Below are 15,351 nucleotides of genomic sequence, written 5' to 3'. Positions count from 1 at the left end.
TTTACTTCCTATCAAAACTATTATTACGATACACCATAAATCGAACCCCTCTATTTACATATCCCCACTCAGGAAAGTAATCAAAACTAAAATCACTATTTATTCCAGAATAGGTTTCCTTAACCAAATGTTGCGCGTAGTCATCGCCATACTTAGCAATTAAGCCCCCAAAATAAATAGCGGCATCGTAACCTTTATAAGAAAAATCTGATGGAATTACCTGAAACTTATTCTTATACTTTTGATTAAATCGTCTTGTTCGCTCAGCATTTTCATCCACTAATGTTGATGTCGTCACGGTCAACTCATAACGATCAATATTCGTGTAATCTTCAAAAGATAATTTTGCCCAATTTGGGTGACCATACAATTTAAAAGCATAACCCGACTCACTGCTTTGCACGTCCATATTTGCTAATAATGCTCTAATCTGATTTCTATTTGTAGTACCACAGACAATATGATTAGTCCCAGCAACAACTAAGTTTTCGTTTAATTCAGCTATAGAAGTCACAACTTTTATTTGCAGACTTTTATTATAACCCAATGCCTCTGATGCAAAGTTATCCAAAAACTGTTTACTATCACCATCTTGTATATTGTAAACCAAAACAACGTCGCCGTAAGCATATTGCTTGGCTACATGCTTCGCCATAATTTCAGAGTGAGCACGAATAGAAGGTGTTAAAGACACTAAATTGGGAATCGCAAACTCGGAAGCCAAAGTTGCCGCTAAAGGTGAAATTTGTAAAATATTTTTCTCTTTAAAGGCTTGTGAAAATGCTCTAATCTCTTTTGGATAAACAGGTCCTACAATTAAATTGGCATTTTTTATAGACGCTGAAGCAGCTAAAGATGTGTTTCTAAAATTATCATCTTCAGAATCTATAACCTTTAAACTAAATTTACTTCCTTTTTCACCCAATTCTTCCAAGCCAAGTTGAAACCCTTGATAAAAATCCAACGCTAAAGCCGATCTTTTAACGTCTTCAGCCGTGGGACGCATACCTGCGATACGGTTTAATTGAAAAGGTAAGAGAAGAGCAATTGATTTTTGATTTTTAAGGCTTTCACTCGCTTTAGCAGCTTCGAGTTTTCTGGCATCTTCAGCCTGTTCAGCAGCAGTTTTACCACTATTATTAGAAACAGTACCCTGCTCACCTTTACTAGAAGGTGAGCGAAGTACGCCTGTTTTTTTTGTCGTACAGCTTGCAAGACTTAAAGCCAATGCTACTGCAAGAGCAATTTTATTCCCACTCAATCGTCGCTGGTGGTTTTGAACTGATATCATATACAACTCTATTAATGCCTTTGACGTGGTTGATAATTTCATTTGAAATCTTTGCCAACAAATCATAAGGTAAGTGAATCCAATCTGCAGTCATGCCGTCCAATGAACCTACAGCACGTAAACTAACAACATGCTCATATGTACGCTCATCGCCCATCACTCCTACAGAACGAACAGGAAGAAAAATCGTGCCAGCTTGCCAAACCTTATCATACCATCCTGCTTCTTTCAAATTACGGATGTAAATATCATCAGCTTCTTGTACAATACGTACACGATCTTCAGTGATATCTCCTAAGATACGAATAGCTAACCCTGGACCAGGAAAAGGATGTCTGCCTAAAATAGCTGGATCAACACCCAATGTTTTACCAACACGTCTTACTTCGTCTTTAAATAAAGTCTTCAGAGGCTCTACTACTTTCAGCTTCATGTAGTCAGGTAAACCGCCAACATTATGATGCGATTTAATAGTCGCAGAAGGCCCCTTAACCGATACCGATTCAATGATATCTGGATAAATAGTACCTTGACCTAACCATTTTGCCTCAATACCTTCAGGTAATTCCTTTTGAATTTCTTTTGCTGCCTCATCGAATACATCGATAAAAGAATTACCGATAATTTTACGTTTTTGTTCAGGATCAGAAACACCAGCTAAACGACCAAAAAATAATTCTTTTGCGTTTATACCTTTAATGTTAAGTCCCATGTTTTTATATGAATCCAAAACCTGTTCAAATTCACCTTTACGTAACAAACCATGATCAACAAAAATACAATGCAAATTTTTGCCAATGGCTTGATGTAATAAAACAGCTGCAACAGTAGAATCAACTCCTCCTGATAATGCCAAAATTACGTGATCGTCACCTAATTCCGCTTTCAGAGAAGCAACACTTGTTTCAGCAAAAGCATCTGGAGTCCACTCTTGAGCACATCCACAGATCTCCACAACAAAGTTTTTCAATAAAACTACACCATCTGTACTGTGGGTCACCTCTGGATGAAATTGAATACCAAAAGTTCTTGTACCGATAATGTGATAAGCTGCTACACGTACTTTATCTGTACTTGCGATAATTTCAAAGTTTGAAGGAACTTCTTTAATAGTATCACCATGAGACATCCATACTTGAGACTGAACCGGTACACCCGCTAATAATTCATTCTCAGCATTCACAAATTGCAAATTAGCACGTCCATATTCACGGATTTCCGAAGGTAATACTTCACCTCCTGATTTTTGAGCGATATATTGTGCACCATAACAAACACCTAATAAAGGAAAACGCTCTTGAATTGATTTAAAATCAATTTGAGGAGCTTCCTCTTGTCTTACTGAATATGGACTTCCCGAAAGGATTACTCCCTTTACAGTCTCGTCAAATTCAGGTAATTTGTTAAATGGGTGAATTTCACAATACACATTAAGTTCTCTTACACGACGCGCGATTAATTGCGTGTATTGCGAACCAAAGTCAAGAATTATAATTTTTTCTGGCATGGCGCAAAGTTACGCATTTGATATGAATTTATAGAAAGGAAATTTGACTTAAATCTTCTCAAAATACTCATTCTATATAAAACACACCCTATTTTTATTGCAAAAAAATAACAGCTTTTGATCAGGCTTAAATAACATTAATCACTAAAACAGTTTTCCCATGCTGCTTTAAATTTTGAAGAAAATCTATAATCTTCCTTTTCCAAAGTTTCGAGTAGCTGTTTTTTTGCCTCATATTTTGTCTTGATTTTAATGTCCTGAAATAAATCTATAGACTTATTTTCTTTCCCATCAACATGATATAAGACTGCTAGACCTACCAAAATATCAACCTCTGCAGAATCAGTAACAAGCGCCCGTTCAAACATTTCAATAGCTTTAGATATTTGATTCAATTCAAATAAAGCATAAGCATAGTTACTTAAAATCATTGTTTGATTTGGATTTTTACGTAAAACCAAATCATAATATTCAGCAGCTTTTGGATAATTATTAAGAACATCATAGGTCAGTGCCAATGCAGCATAGATATCTAGATCAGAATTTCCCAGACTAATTACTTTTAATAGGTCATTTTGCGCCTCTTGATATTTCTTTAAATCAAAAAAGATAGCATATCTATTTTCATAATAAACAGGATTATCATTATCCAATTCAATAGCTTTATCCAAATCCTTCTTTGCAGCTTCCAGTTTATTTAGATCTTGAAATATCAAACCTCTATTATTGTAATACATCGCTGCTTCTGGAGATTTTTTAATTGCGTTCCCAAGAAGATCAACAGCTCTTAAATTATCTTTTTGACGTTGATAGGCCAAGGCTCCATAAAAGTAAACATCAGCTATAAATCGAGGTTCCTTGATATCTTCTCCACTTACCATGCTATTCTCGAAAAGCTTAAATACATTTATCAATTCATCATCCTTGCGCATTTCATTAAGTAACTTCAAATAATTATTATAATAACGAGCATTATTTTTTTCCAATTGGAGTACCTTTTGATAATCAGATCTTGCCAATTCGGGTTTTAAATCAAAATAATAAGTATTACCTCTTATATCGTAAAACGAATGATTATCAGGATCTAATGCGATACCCTTCGTGGCAGTTTCAATAATAGTTGCGTTTCTTTTCAGTGCAATTAAGATGTAGCATTTCAATTCGTAATATGCACTTATTGTTTTATCTTGAGCGATAAGCTTATCGATAAGTTTTAAAGCTTCTTCGTGCTTGTTAGATTTGTAAAGTTTCCAGACTAACTGATACATATCTTCACTAGACTTCGTTGAAGTAAAAACTTCACCCTCTACAATATTTTCGATCTCTTGTGCATCAACCACACAGCCAGTTCCTAGCATACATGCTAATAGTAGAGTACTCACTACATTCATTGTTATCTATTTTATATTTTAAATTTACAATTTCTTCTTTATGAATAATCACGATCAATCATCTAAATACATAAAATAAAATCTCCAACAAAAAAAGCTTCAGACCTTTCGATCTGAAGCTTTTCAATATGCCGATATGTAAGAATTAACTAATAATTCCAGCCTTAATTAATTCGGCTTCCATCTCTTGTTGTAATTTCAAAGCCTCTTCTCTTGCTTTCTCCGCAAAATCATGTCCTTTTGAAGCGTAGATAATACCTCTTGTGCTATTTACTAAAAGGCCACAATCCTTATTCATTCCATATTGACAGACATCTTGAAGAGAACCTCCCTGCGCTCCAACACCCGGAACTAAAAGGAAATGATCAGGAGCATGCTCACGAATCTTAATAAAACCTTCACCACGGGTCGCACCTACTACATACATCAGGTTTTCAATTGTTCCCCATGTATTCACTTTATCAATGACTTGCTCAAATAACTGCAAACCTGATTCATTCTTAAAATTTTGAAAATCCAGGCTTCCTGCATTTGATGTCAATGCCAGTACAATTGCCCATTTGCCATCAAAATCTAAAAAGGGAGTAACAGAATCATTTCCCATATATGGTGCTATCGTAATGGAATCAAAACCTAATCCCGATTGCTTTTCATCAAAAAATGCCTGTGCATACATTTTTGATGTATTTCCGATATCACCACGTTTAGCATCAGCAATACTCAAACAATCTTTAGGTAAAGCCTCCCAAGTTTTTTGCAAAGACTGCCATCCTTTAATACCGTAACTCTCATAAAATGCGATATTCGGTTTGTATGCGACACACAAATCTGATGTAGCATCAATAATGGCTTTATTAAAGGTATAAATTGGATCCTCCTCTGCCAGTAGATGCTCTGGTATTTTTGTAATATCTGTATCTAAACCAACACAAAGAAATGATTTTTTTATCTTAATCTGTTGAATAAGTTCTGCTCTAGTCATACCGGTTATTCTGTACTTATTTTTTTGTTAATTCAATTATAAAATCTGAAACTTCCTGGCGAGAATAATCTGCTAAACCTTCATGTTTAGTAGCAATCTCACCATGTTTATTGATAATCAATGTCGTTGGTATAGAACCACCTAACCATTCTTTAGGAATTTGTGAATTTGGATAATAAACGGGTAGATTTAATTGTTTACCCGTCATAAATTTATTTGCCTTCTCAGATTCTCCTTCAATTTCTACAATCAGAAAAACGACTTCACTATTACCTTTCAATCGTTCATATAACGTAGCAATGGAAGGCATTTCTGCAATGCAAGGAGGACACCATGTGGCCCAAAAATTAATGAATACAACTTTACCCTTTAGATCGTTCATATTCACGATCTCCCCTTTATCATTTTTAAAAGAAATGTTATTCTGAACAGAAATCTGCGAATCTATTTTTTCAGGTTCTTCCAATGTTGGTTTAAATAAACCAATTTTCATTAAGCCTTGTTGAAAATAAGCTCTACTTGTTGGCCACAAAAGCAAAAGAATGATAACGACAAATACTGAATTGCCAATTATTTTTTTTGTTTTCGGATTCATGATCGGCATTTAAGAATCAAACTTTTCTAACTGTTTAAGCAAAGTCGCAAAATCCTTTGGATATGGGGCTTCAAACTCAAACTTCTTTTCATCAATTGTAAAGTCAACATACCGGGAGTGCAAAGCAAAGCGCTTCATAATTGGTAGTTCCTCTTCATTTTTAGCCAAAGAAAACCCACGTTTTTTAATCTGTGACAAGTATACCGGTTTTCCATGATACATATCATCTCCCACAATTGCAGCTTTCTGTGTGGCTAAGTGAATACGAATTTGATGCATACGGCCTGTAATAGGCTTACATTCGACTAAAGTATAGTGGTTAAAATAACGTATTGAATTAAAAATTGTAGTAGCCGCCTTACCTTTGGCGCGATCTATTGACACATTTTTGCTTCCTTGATTTAAAATGGGTAACTCAACTTTTAAATCCGTAAATGTATGTGTGCCTGCAATGATAGCATGATATACCTTATTGACACGACGTCTTTCAAATTCAATAGAAACAGAACGGTAGGTCTCAGGATTTTTAGCAATCAGTAATAATCCAGAAGTTTCCTTATCTAACCGGTGACAAATCTGCGCATCTGCGTAATATTTTTTTGCTAATCGTAAAATATTGATCTCTCCTCCTTCACGCTCATCTAACGAAGCAATGAAAGGGGGTTTATTGATAACAATCAAATTATCATCTTCAAAAACAATTAGATCGGAAAATTTTGGAAATTTAAATAAGCGAGTTTCGTTTTCTCTCATCCTGCAAAAATAGTAAAATCAAAGCAATTTAATCTGCTAATTACCAAACTATCATTTTAAAATCAATAATTAATGACCTTAATTCAACGAATTTCTCTAATTTTGGTTAATTTAAACAAATCAGTAATGTCTGTAAATAAAGAAATAAAACGTATCACTACAGTACAGGTACAGGAAATGAAACATCGTCATGAAAAAATCGCGATGTTAACAGGTTATGATTTCACCATGGCAAAAGCGCTTGACGAAGGTGGCATCGATATCATTTTAGTAGGCGACTCCGCTGCGAACGTATTTGCAGGCTATGAAACAACACTGCCCATCACCTTAGACCAGATGATCTACCACGCGGCATCTGTTGTAAGAGGTACAACTAGAGCAATGGTTGTAGTGGATCTTCCTTTCGGCGAATATCAGGGAAGCATCGATCAAGCCTATTTATCTGCAGTACGTGTCATGAAAGAGTCGGGAGCACACGCCCTTAAATTGGAAGGTGGTCTAGAAATCATTGACAACATTAAGAAAATTATAAATGCGGGAATACCAGTTTGTGGACATCTGGGATTAACACCACAAGCAATTAATAAATTTGGAAATTTTGGTGTTCGTGCTAAAGATGATAATGAAGCCGAAAAATTAAAGGCCGATGCGCTAGCACTGCAAGAAGCAGGTTGTTTTGCCATCGTGTTGGAAAAAATACCAGCAGCACTTGCTGCCGAAGTAACTGCAAGTTTAGCGATACCGACTATTGGTATAGGCGCTGGTAACCAATGTGACGGACAAGTTCTAGTTGTCAATGATATGCTAGGTATGACTAAAGGCTTTAAACCTAAGTTTTTAAGACAATATGCACAATTATATCAAGAAATAACGGGAGCTGTAGGACAATATGTAGCTGATGTAAAATCAGTTAATTATCCAAATGATAATGAACAGTATTAACATATAAACTGTCATGACCAAAGTTATATTAATAGTTGGACTTATTTTATTTTTATTGTACTACATCAGTAAAAAGCTGTCCGCGTCATTTACCGCAACCAATAGTCCAGCTATTATTGTAAAAAATGGTTATCAAAAAATAGATACATCCAAAGTTATCATAGCAGATACATCTCAAAAGGTAATGAAAAATGTAGGCATAGGAGCAATTTTATTGATTATTATGCTTGCGCTGATAATCAAGATAAAGATTTTACTATTCCTATTTCCAATATCAATATACATGATTGGTTACCTTTTTCTTTTTAAGAATCATTTAAAGAAAACGAGCAGTCAAGTAATTTGGTATAATAAGCAAACTGAAGATGTAATCATTGAATCTATGACAAAAGACCCTTATCACTTTAATTTGTTACGAGATGTTAAGGCAGTGCAACAAATTGAATCAATCCAAAATACAAAAGGATTATTATTTGGGTACTTTAGAATAAAAACACAAAAAGAGATTATAGAGATTCCGTATTTAGTCTTTCAAAATAATCCAAGCAATCATTTATTTTTTGATTCCCTACAAAAGAATTTTAAAATAGATATTCAGAAAAAGATATTTCCGATCATCTAAGACCAGTTATAAATCTGGTCTATAATGAAGATCGAAAGAGCAATTTCTTAAAATGTTTTATAAAAAAAGCTTCTATCCTATTAGGTCAGAAGCTTTTTTTATAAAACTAAAATAGGTTAAAAGTCATCCTCAATTATCTCTGCAACTCGACCGATCTGACCATCCATCAACCGAACCTTGATTCCTCTATGGTGAAATGGTGCAGATGTCAGAAGATCCTTAACAATACCTTCAGTAAGTTCTCCTGATCGCTGATCTTTTTTCAAGATAATGTTAACCAACATACCAGGTTTAATCGTTGCTCTTGTTTTTCCATCCATAATACAAATATCTAAAAATAAAAAGGGTCTTACAAATTAAGTAAGACCCCCTTGTATAAACTTAATATCCCTTACTTGAATAATTTAAAAATGTCATTTCCAAAAATAAAGACCATTAGAGCAAGTAAAATAAAGAAACCTACCATCTGTGCCTTCTCTAAGAATTTTTCACTTAATGGTTTTCCTTGGATCATTTCGATCAACAAGAATACCACGTGTCCACCATCTAATGCCGGTATCGGTAATAAATTCATGAATGCCAGAGCCATAGACAACATACCTACTAATGACCAGAAGCGTACCCAGTCCACTTCAGTACCGAACAACTGGGCAATACCTACAGGACCTGATAAAGCTTTATCGGCACGAATCTCTCCCTTAAATATCTTACCAAATCCTTTTGCATTATCAGTAATAACCGTGAATGCTTTCTTTGCCCCCATTGGCAAAGACTCCATTAAACTATAATGAATCGTAAATGTTTTAATGGTTTGATCCGGATTAACATTAAAACCCAAAATCGCATCAGAAGGCACAACACCTTTTAAAGATTGTTCTTGACCATCGCGTACAATTTTCAATTCAACTGGTTTTCCGACTTTTGCTTTCAATTGGTCCTTAAACTGATCAAAAAACTGAATTGGCGTATTGTCAACTGCAACAATACTATCGCCTTTAAGAAAACCCATTTTAACTGCTTCTGAACCCGGTTGAATAGCTGCAACAGAGGTCATTTTCATCCGTGGTTCTATAAATTTCTCATCTTTTTTATCCGCAATTGTATTTAAAATATCCGCTGGAACATGAATTTTTGTATCAGCACCAGCACGATTTACAGTCAGATCTACTCCTCCCATTAATAGTTTAGAGCTAATTAAATCTGAATAGTTTTCAATCTTAGTGCCATCAATAGCCAAAATACGGTCTCCCGCCTGCAAGCCGATTGACTTCCCAATTTCTCCGGGTACAATACCATTCACCAATTGATCATTCTTGATGTCCGTAGTGCCCATTTTAAATGTTAACATCCAAAATACAACAACACCAACAATGACATTAACAATAATACCACCTAGCATCACGATCAAACGTTGCCAAGCTGGTTTTGAACGAAACTCCCATTCTTGAGGCTCTCCACTCAATTGCTCAGTATCCATGGATTCGTCAATCATACCAGCAATTTTAACATAGCCACCTAAAGGCAACCAGCCAATTCCATATTCACAGTCTTTATATTTGAATTTAAATAATTTGACACCCCATGCATCAAAAAATAAATAAAATTTTTCTACTTTAATTCCAAAAGCGCGTGCCGCTAAAAAATGGCCCAACTCATGCAATACGATCAAAATTGACAAGCCCAATATGACTTGTGCCACCATAATTAAAACACCCATGTATCTTCTTCTATAATTATTTACTTAATTGATTATTTCTTGCGCAACTCTCCTTGCAGCATAATCGGACTCAATATAGTCATCTAGACTTGGTCTCGCAAGATAATTTACTTTTTCCAATACAGTCTCGATCACATCACTCATTCCTAAAAAACTAATCTTATCCTTCAAAAATGCATCCACAACGACTTCATTTGCTGCGTTGAGTACACAGGCACTATTCCCTCCCTTTCGTAAAGAATCATAAGCTAATGCCAAATTTTTAAAAGTTTCCAAATCTGGCTTTTCGAAAGTTAATTCTGGATAATCCATAAAATTAAACCGTTCAAAAGTATTCATTAAACGATTTGGATAAGACAGGGCATACTGTATCGGTAACTTCATATCTGGCAATCCGAGTTGTGCTTTTAAAGATCCATCTTGAAACTGTACAAGCGAATGTACAATGGACTGAGGATGTACAATTACATCAACTTGGTCTACTTTCAGATCAAAAAGCCATTTTGCTTCGATTACTTCAAGTCCTTTATTCATTAATGAAGCCGAGTCAATCGTAATCTTAGCACCCATTACCCAATTCGGATGTTTCAAAGCATGTTCCTTTGTTACGGAAGTCAATATCGAACGGTCCTTCCCACGAAAAGGCCCTCCAGAAGCAGTGATATATATTTTTTCAATTGGATTAGCTTCTTCACCAACCAAGCATTGGAAAATCGCTGAATGCTCCGAGTCGACTGGCAACATCTTAACTTGATATTGAGAAGCTAAGCTCATCACCAATTCACCCGCAACAACCAGTGTTTCTTTGTTAGCTAGTGCGATATCCTTACCGCAGGAAATAGCCTTAACAGTAGGTCTGAGTCCAGCAGCACCTACAATGGCATTCAAAACAACATCAACCGACTCAAACTGTACCACTTCTTCTAAAGCCTGCATACCTGAGTAAACCGCAATTTGAGTATGTCCTAATTTTGATTTAACAAAATCAACTTGTTCTTCATTGATAATAACAACAGCGTCGGGCAAAAATTCTAATGCCTGCGCTACTAACAAAGTAGCATTTGAACCGCAGGTCAATACTACAACATGAAAAAGATCAGGAAAGGCGCGTACCACATCTAAGGTTTGTGTACCTATACTACCCGTTGAACCTAAAACCGCAATTCCTTTTTTATTCAAAATCAAAATTATTTATTAAAATATATTACTTAAAATACTCGGATCTTCACTACCCTTATATTCTTGAACCATATCTCGGTAAGCAACTGTATAGACAACAGAAGTTAACGGGATAATTAAAAATGAATTTATTAAACTAAATATAATTGCCATAATGGAATACTCCATATAAACACAATAAATATTTAATACGCTAACAAAAGCTAAACTCAATAAAATTAAAAATAAACGAATTATATTTCCTTTCGTAATCGCCAGACTCCAACGCAAAGATTTCATGACACTAATTCCTTTATCAATAATAAAAAAAGGAAAGAATGAGATACGAAGCAATATAAAGAAGGATAAGATTGCTCCTACATTTGGTACGATCTCAAATGATACCACCTCCGTATCTATACCCATATAGATAAGCGGGAAACAAACAATCATAGCAAAAAAAAGAATCAATATAGAAGCTAATGTAAAAACGACAATTCCACCTAAAAAATTAATTAATTCTGCCCAGGAAGGCCATGTTTTAACAACCCCCACATGCTCTTTATGATCCAATAAATTCAAAATAAATTTAAACAGAAACAATTGTAAGCCTAATAAAGTTACAGCAAATAACAGCATCAAAGGAATTTTGAGAAGTATACTTGAGGTCTCCAAATAAAAAGTTAATTCATGAGCAACAACAAACAATAAAAAAATAGACAATAACAATCCCCCTATTGAGAAATAATGTCCCTTTAGTATATGAATTGATCTGCTTAAAACTTCATTAACAGCAAAAGTGCTCTCCTTGAGAAACTGAATCATCGAAATAAAAATAAATTACACAAAGATGAAATAATTTTTGGTTATCAACAATTTAACAACTCAATATTTCATCTTTTTTTACACACAAAAGATAGCAAAACAAAAAAGCCTTCTCAAATAATATTCTGAGAAGGCTTTAGTTATAGGTACACCTCTATTTAAAGTCCTTTGGAACCGGTTTTTCTAATAAATACTGATAGTAAAAACGTACACGTTCTTTAAAATCATATGCATTTTTAGATCTTTCAAATCCGTGACGACTACCCGGATAAATCATCAACTCGAAAGGTACAGAACGATCGGTCAAAGCATCAACCAATTGCATGGTATTTTGCAAATGAACATTATCGTCCATATCGCCATGCATAATTCTCAAAACACCTTTGTAATTATCCGTATAAGTTAAGACAGAACCATTTTTATATCCCTCTGCATTATCTTGTGGCGTATCCATCCAACGCTCTGTGTAATGGGTATCATACAACTCCCATGATGTCACAGGAGCACCAGCTATCCCAAAATCAAAAACATCTGCGGCTTTAGTCATTGCTAAACATGTCATATAACCGCCATAACTATGACCAGTAATCAAAAATTTATTTTTAGCTACCCAAGGTTTTGCTTTAAACCATTTCGCAACAGTAGAATAATCTATAATTTCCCAGTGCCCCAGATTACGATGCATAAGTGCTACGCCCTGTTTTCCAAATTGTCCAGATGCACGATGATCAGCCGACACTTGAATAACGCCCTCATTAGCCCAATATTGACTTCTTGTACCTTTCCATGTATCTTTCACAGTACCTGCGTCAGGACCACCATATATACTGAAAATAACAGGGTATTCTTTCGCTTCATCAAAATCCGTCGGATAAGTCACGACAACAGGTAAATCATACTGTCCATCATCAGACTTTATAGTAAAGTATTTTGTCTCACCAAATTTATAGGTATTAAAATCCGATGCTCTACTATCGGCCAGTTCTTTTACAATTTTACCCTTATTGTCAACTAGTGCTACCTTATTAGGTGTGCTTACGTTAGAATAATTAGTTATGAAATAATGTCCGTCAGGAGATACTTTTACATCATGCGAATAATCACCAAATGTCAGTCTTTTCATATTCTTACCTGAAAAGTCAACACGATATAGATCATAACGTGCCGAATTCTCTTTACGCGCCATGAAGTAAACTACTTTTGCCTTCTCATCGATATACTCTAATGAAGTCACCTGCCAATTACCCGATGTAATTGGATTTAATAACTTACCATCTAAAGTATAAAGATAATAGTGAGCCCAGCCTGTCTTATCTGATTTTAATATATAGTGTTTATTATCGGCCAGATAGGTGATACGCTCTTCATGATCTAAATTAATCCATGAAGATTGTTTTTCATCATAAATTTCTTTCTTAGCTCCAGAGTTAGGATCAACTTGATAAAATTTCAAATTATTCTGATCACGATTCATCCATTGAACCATGATATTTTTACTATCAAAACTCCAATAAGGTTGGCCAAAATATTGATCATCCTTTTCGTTAAAATCAGACCAGGTCACTTCTCCACCAGTAGCATTTACAAAACCGACCTTAACTTCTGGATTTGGATCTCCAGCTTTAGGATAACGCGTTTCTTCTAGATAACCGTGTTGACCTTTCGACACATAAATTGGAAACATAGGCACCTTTGTATCATCAAAGCGCATAAAAGCCAACTTCTTACTATCTGGCGACCACCAAAAAGCTTTATAATTAGTTGATCTACCTAAGATCTCCTCATAATACACCCACGATGACCAACCATTGTAGATAACATCTGTACCATCGGTAGTATAACGAATTTCCTTGCCTGTCGTTAAATCAATCGCATACAAATCACTTTTACGTGTAAAAGCAACAAGTTTACCATCTGGTGAAAGTGTTGGGTTTTGCTCTGCAACATCAGGAGAACTTGTCAGTTGCTTAGCTGCTTGACTACCGTCCTGAATAAAAATATCATTTTTTGAAACGTATACTTTGACAGATGATTTGGCAGGAACGACATATAATTCACGTTTCCCACTTTTCAAATCAATTTGATACGTTTTACCATCTTTCGCATCACGTTCTAGATAAGCCACACTGTTTGCCCAACCAGGGTAGAAGTTGACATTTTGTGTTAATGAATTTCGATTTCCCCAAGATTGATCAAAATCCAATCGTTTTTGTTGCGCCTGAACTGTAGATTCTGATACCAGAATAAAAGCCGTAAGACTCAGCGCGGTAATTAATTTACTCATTTAAATATGAAGATTATCTAAGTTTGAGCACTAATATAGGAAATTGCCCCTATTTACAAGAAATTTAAGTTGTAACAAGGTGATTAGACAACTCGAATTTAATTAATCATCAAACAGAGACAATTGATAACCCTCGAAACGGTCATTACTTTCATCTCTAAAATTTGAAATCGAAATCCCCATTAACCGGACCTTTTTATCAAACTCCAGTTTTAAAAGTAATGAAAGTGCAATTTGATACATATCTTCTTGATGTTTAAAAATCTCCAAGATAGAGATACTTCTTGTCAACACCGTAAAATCTGCAAATTTTACTTTTAAAGTCAAAGTTCTCCCCCATTTACCACCTTTTTCAAGTCGTGTATAAAGTCGTGAATTTAAGTCTTCCAAAATTGATTTTAATTCATCTAACTGTCCAATATCACTAGGAAAAGTATCTTCAATACCAATAGATTTACGAATACGATTTGGTACAACTGCTCGATTGTCAATACCTCTCACAATTTGATAAAAAAAATCTCCCGATTTACCAAACCATCGCGTCAAATCTACATGTGATTGCTTTTTTAGATCGAGACCTTTAAAAATACCCAAAGAGCGCATTTTATTTGCCGTTACTTTTCCAACTCCAAAAAATTTTTCAACAGGTAGCTCCTCCATAAAAGTTACAATCTTTGAAGGGCCTATAAAAGTTAAACCATCAGGTTTATTCATATCAGAAGCTATCTTTGCCACGAATTTATTAACCGACACCCCAGCAGACACGGTCAAATTAAGTTCGTCTTTTATTTCACGTTTAATTCTCTTAGCAATCTCTAGAGCCGACCCAATATGTTGTTTATCATCCGATACATCTAAAAACGCCTCATCCAAAGATAGCGGTTCAACCAAATCAGTATAACGATAAAAAATGGAACGAATATGATCGGACACCTGTTTGTAAACATCAAATCTAGGACGAGTAAAAATTAAGTGGGGACATAATTTTATAGCTTGTATAGATGACATAGCCGACTTAACACCATATTTTCTCGCCTCATAACTAGCAGTGGCTACAACACCACGTCCATCAGGAGATCCACCAACGGCGATAGGCTTACCCCGTAATTCTTCAAAATCGCGTTGATCAACAGAAGCAAAAAATGCATCCATATCTAAATGAATTATTTTCCTCTTCTTATTTAATATTGTATCATCCATCGTTTTTCAAAAAACAAATTTAGATAATATTATACAGAGAAGTCTCAACATTTACTATTTTGAATTCATCATTACCTAATGCAA

General features: G+C 35.0%; 14 protein-coding genes. 2 read left to right on the top strand and 12 right to left on the bottom strand.

Annotated features, from left to right (window positions below):
- Position 1: 1 nt before the first annotated feature.
- From WH188_RS02735 to WH188_RS02710, 6 genes are all read right to left on the bottom strand, one after another.
- Complete coding sequence (locus WH188_RS02735) at positions 2–1,291, bottom strand: ABC transporter substrate-binding protein (protein ID WP_165905974.1); 1,290 nt, start codon at positions 1,289–1,291, stop codon at positions 2–4.
- Positions 1,248–2,798 (bottom strand): glutamine-hydrolyzing GMP synthase, encoded by a 1,551-nt coding sequence (guaA, locus tag WH188_RS02730; protein ID WP_132772818.1) that lies wholly within the window; start codon positions 2,796–2,798, stop codon positions 1,248–1,250. Before guaA ends, WH188_RS02735 begins: the two co-directional genes overlap by 44 nt.
- Before the next feature lie 137 nt (positions 2,799–2,935).
- On the bottom strand, positions 2,936–4,189 hold the full coding sequence (locus WH188_RS02725) for a tetratricopeptide repeat protein (protein WP_339423221.1): 1,254 nt from the start codon (positions 4,187–4,189) through the stop codon (positions 2,936–2,938).
- A gap of 145 nt (positions 4,190–4,334) precedes the next feature.
- Complete coding sequence (pyrF, locus tag WH188_RS02720; RefSeq protein ID WP_132772822.1) at positions 4,335–5,171, bottom strand: orotidine-5'-phosphate decarboxylase; 837 nt, start codon at positions 5,169–5,171, stop codon at positions 4,335–4,337.
- A 16-nt stretch (positions 5,172–5,187) separates the two neighbouring features.
- On the bottom strand, positions 5,188–5,766 hold the full coding sequence (locus WH188_RS02715; protein WP_339423220.1) for a TlpA family protein disulfide reductase: 579 nt from the start codon (positions 5,764–5,766) through the stop codon (positions 5,188–5,190).
- Between the two features lie 9 nt (positions 5,767–5,775).
- A complete protein-coding gene (locus tag WH188_RS02710) occupies positions 5,776–6,519 on the bottom strand; it encodes an RluA family pseudouridine synthase (RefSeq protein WP_168125870.1) in 744 nt (247 codons plus the stop codon).
- A gap of 126 nt (positions 6,520–6,645) precedes the next feature.
- On the opposite strand from WH188_RS02710, the gene panB reads away from it, so the two are divergent.
- Both panB and WH188_RS02700 read left to right on the top strand, forming a co-directional pair.
- Complete coding sequence (gene panB, locus WH188_RS02705) at positions 6,646–7,461, top strand: 3-methyl-2-oxobutanoate hydroxymethyltransferase (RefSeq protein WP_339423219.1); 816 nt, start codon at positions 6,646–6,648, stop codon at positions 7,459–7,461.
- Positions 7,462–7,474: 13 nt separating this feature from the next.
- Positions 7,475–8,083, top strand: coding sequence for a hypothetical protein (locus tag WH188_RS02700; protein WP_132845379.1), 609 nt, complete (start codon positions 7,475–7,477; stop codon positions 8,081–8,083).
- A gap of 116 nt (positions 8,084–8,199) precedes the next feature.
- On the opposite strand, the gene WH188_RS02695 is transcribed toward WH188_RS02700, so the two are convergent.
- The 6 genes from WH188_RS02695 to dinB all read right to left on the bottom strand — a co-directional run bounded on the left by WH188_RS02695 (position 8,200) and on the right by dinB (position 15,267).
- Entirely contained in the window at positions 8,200–8,403 is a 204-nt protein-coding gene (locus WH188_RS02695; protein WP_021192254.1) for a YwbE family protein, read from the bottom strand.
- 71 nt (positions 8,404–8,474) lie between these two features.
- Complete coding sequence (rseP, locus tag WH188_RS02690; protein WP_132772828.1) at positions 8,475–9,800, bottom strand: RIP metalloprotease RseP; 1,326 nt, start codon at positions 9,798–9,800, stop codon at positions 8,475–8,477.
- A 24-nt stretch (positions 9,801–9,824) separates the two neighbouring features.
- Positions 9,825–10,979 (bottom strand): 1-deoxy-D-xylulose-5-phosphate reductoisomerase, encoded by a 1,155-nt coding sequence (locus WH188_RS02685; protein WP_132772830.1) that lies wholly within the window; start codon positions 10,977–10,979, stop codon positions 9,825–9,827.
- A 15-nt stretch (positions 10,980–10,994) separates the two neighbouring features.
- Positions 10,995–11,783 (bottom strand): hypothetical protein, encoded by a 789-nt coding sequence (locus tag WH188_RS02680; protein WP_021192257.1) that lies wholly within the window; start codon positions 11,781–11,783, stop codon positions 10,995–10,997.
- Positions 11,784–11,937: 154 nt separating this feature from the next.
- A complete protein-coding gene (locus WH188_RS02675; RefSeq protein ID WP_339423218.1) occupies positions 11,938–14,067 on the bottom strand; it encodes a S9 family peptidase in 2,130 nt (709 codons plus the stop codon).
- A 102-nt stretch (positions 14,068–14,169) separates the two neighbouring features.
- The gene (gene dinB, locus WH188_RS02670; protein ID WP_339423217.1) at positions 14,170–15,267 is read right to left on the bottom strand and encodes a DNA polymerase IV; all 1,098 of its coding nucleotides are present in this window, start codon (positions 15,265–15,267) and stop codon (positions 14,170–14,172) included.
- Positions 15,268–15,351 lie beyond the last annotated feature (84 nt).

Source organism: Sphingobacterium sp. MYb388, from assembly GCF_037479535.1.
Lineage (GTDB): Bacteria > Bacteroidota > Bacteroidia > Sphingobacteriales > Sphingobacteriaceae > Sphingobacterium > Sphingobacterium anhuiense.
This window is presented reverse-complemented; position numbering and strand designations above follow the sequence as displayed.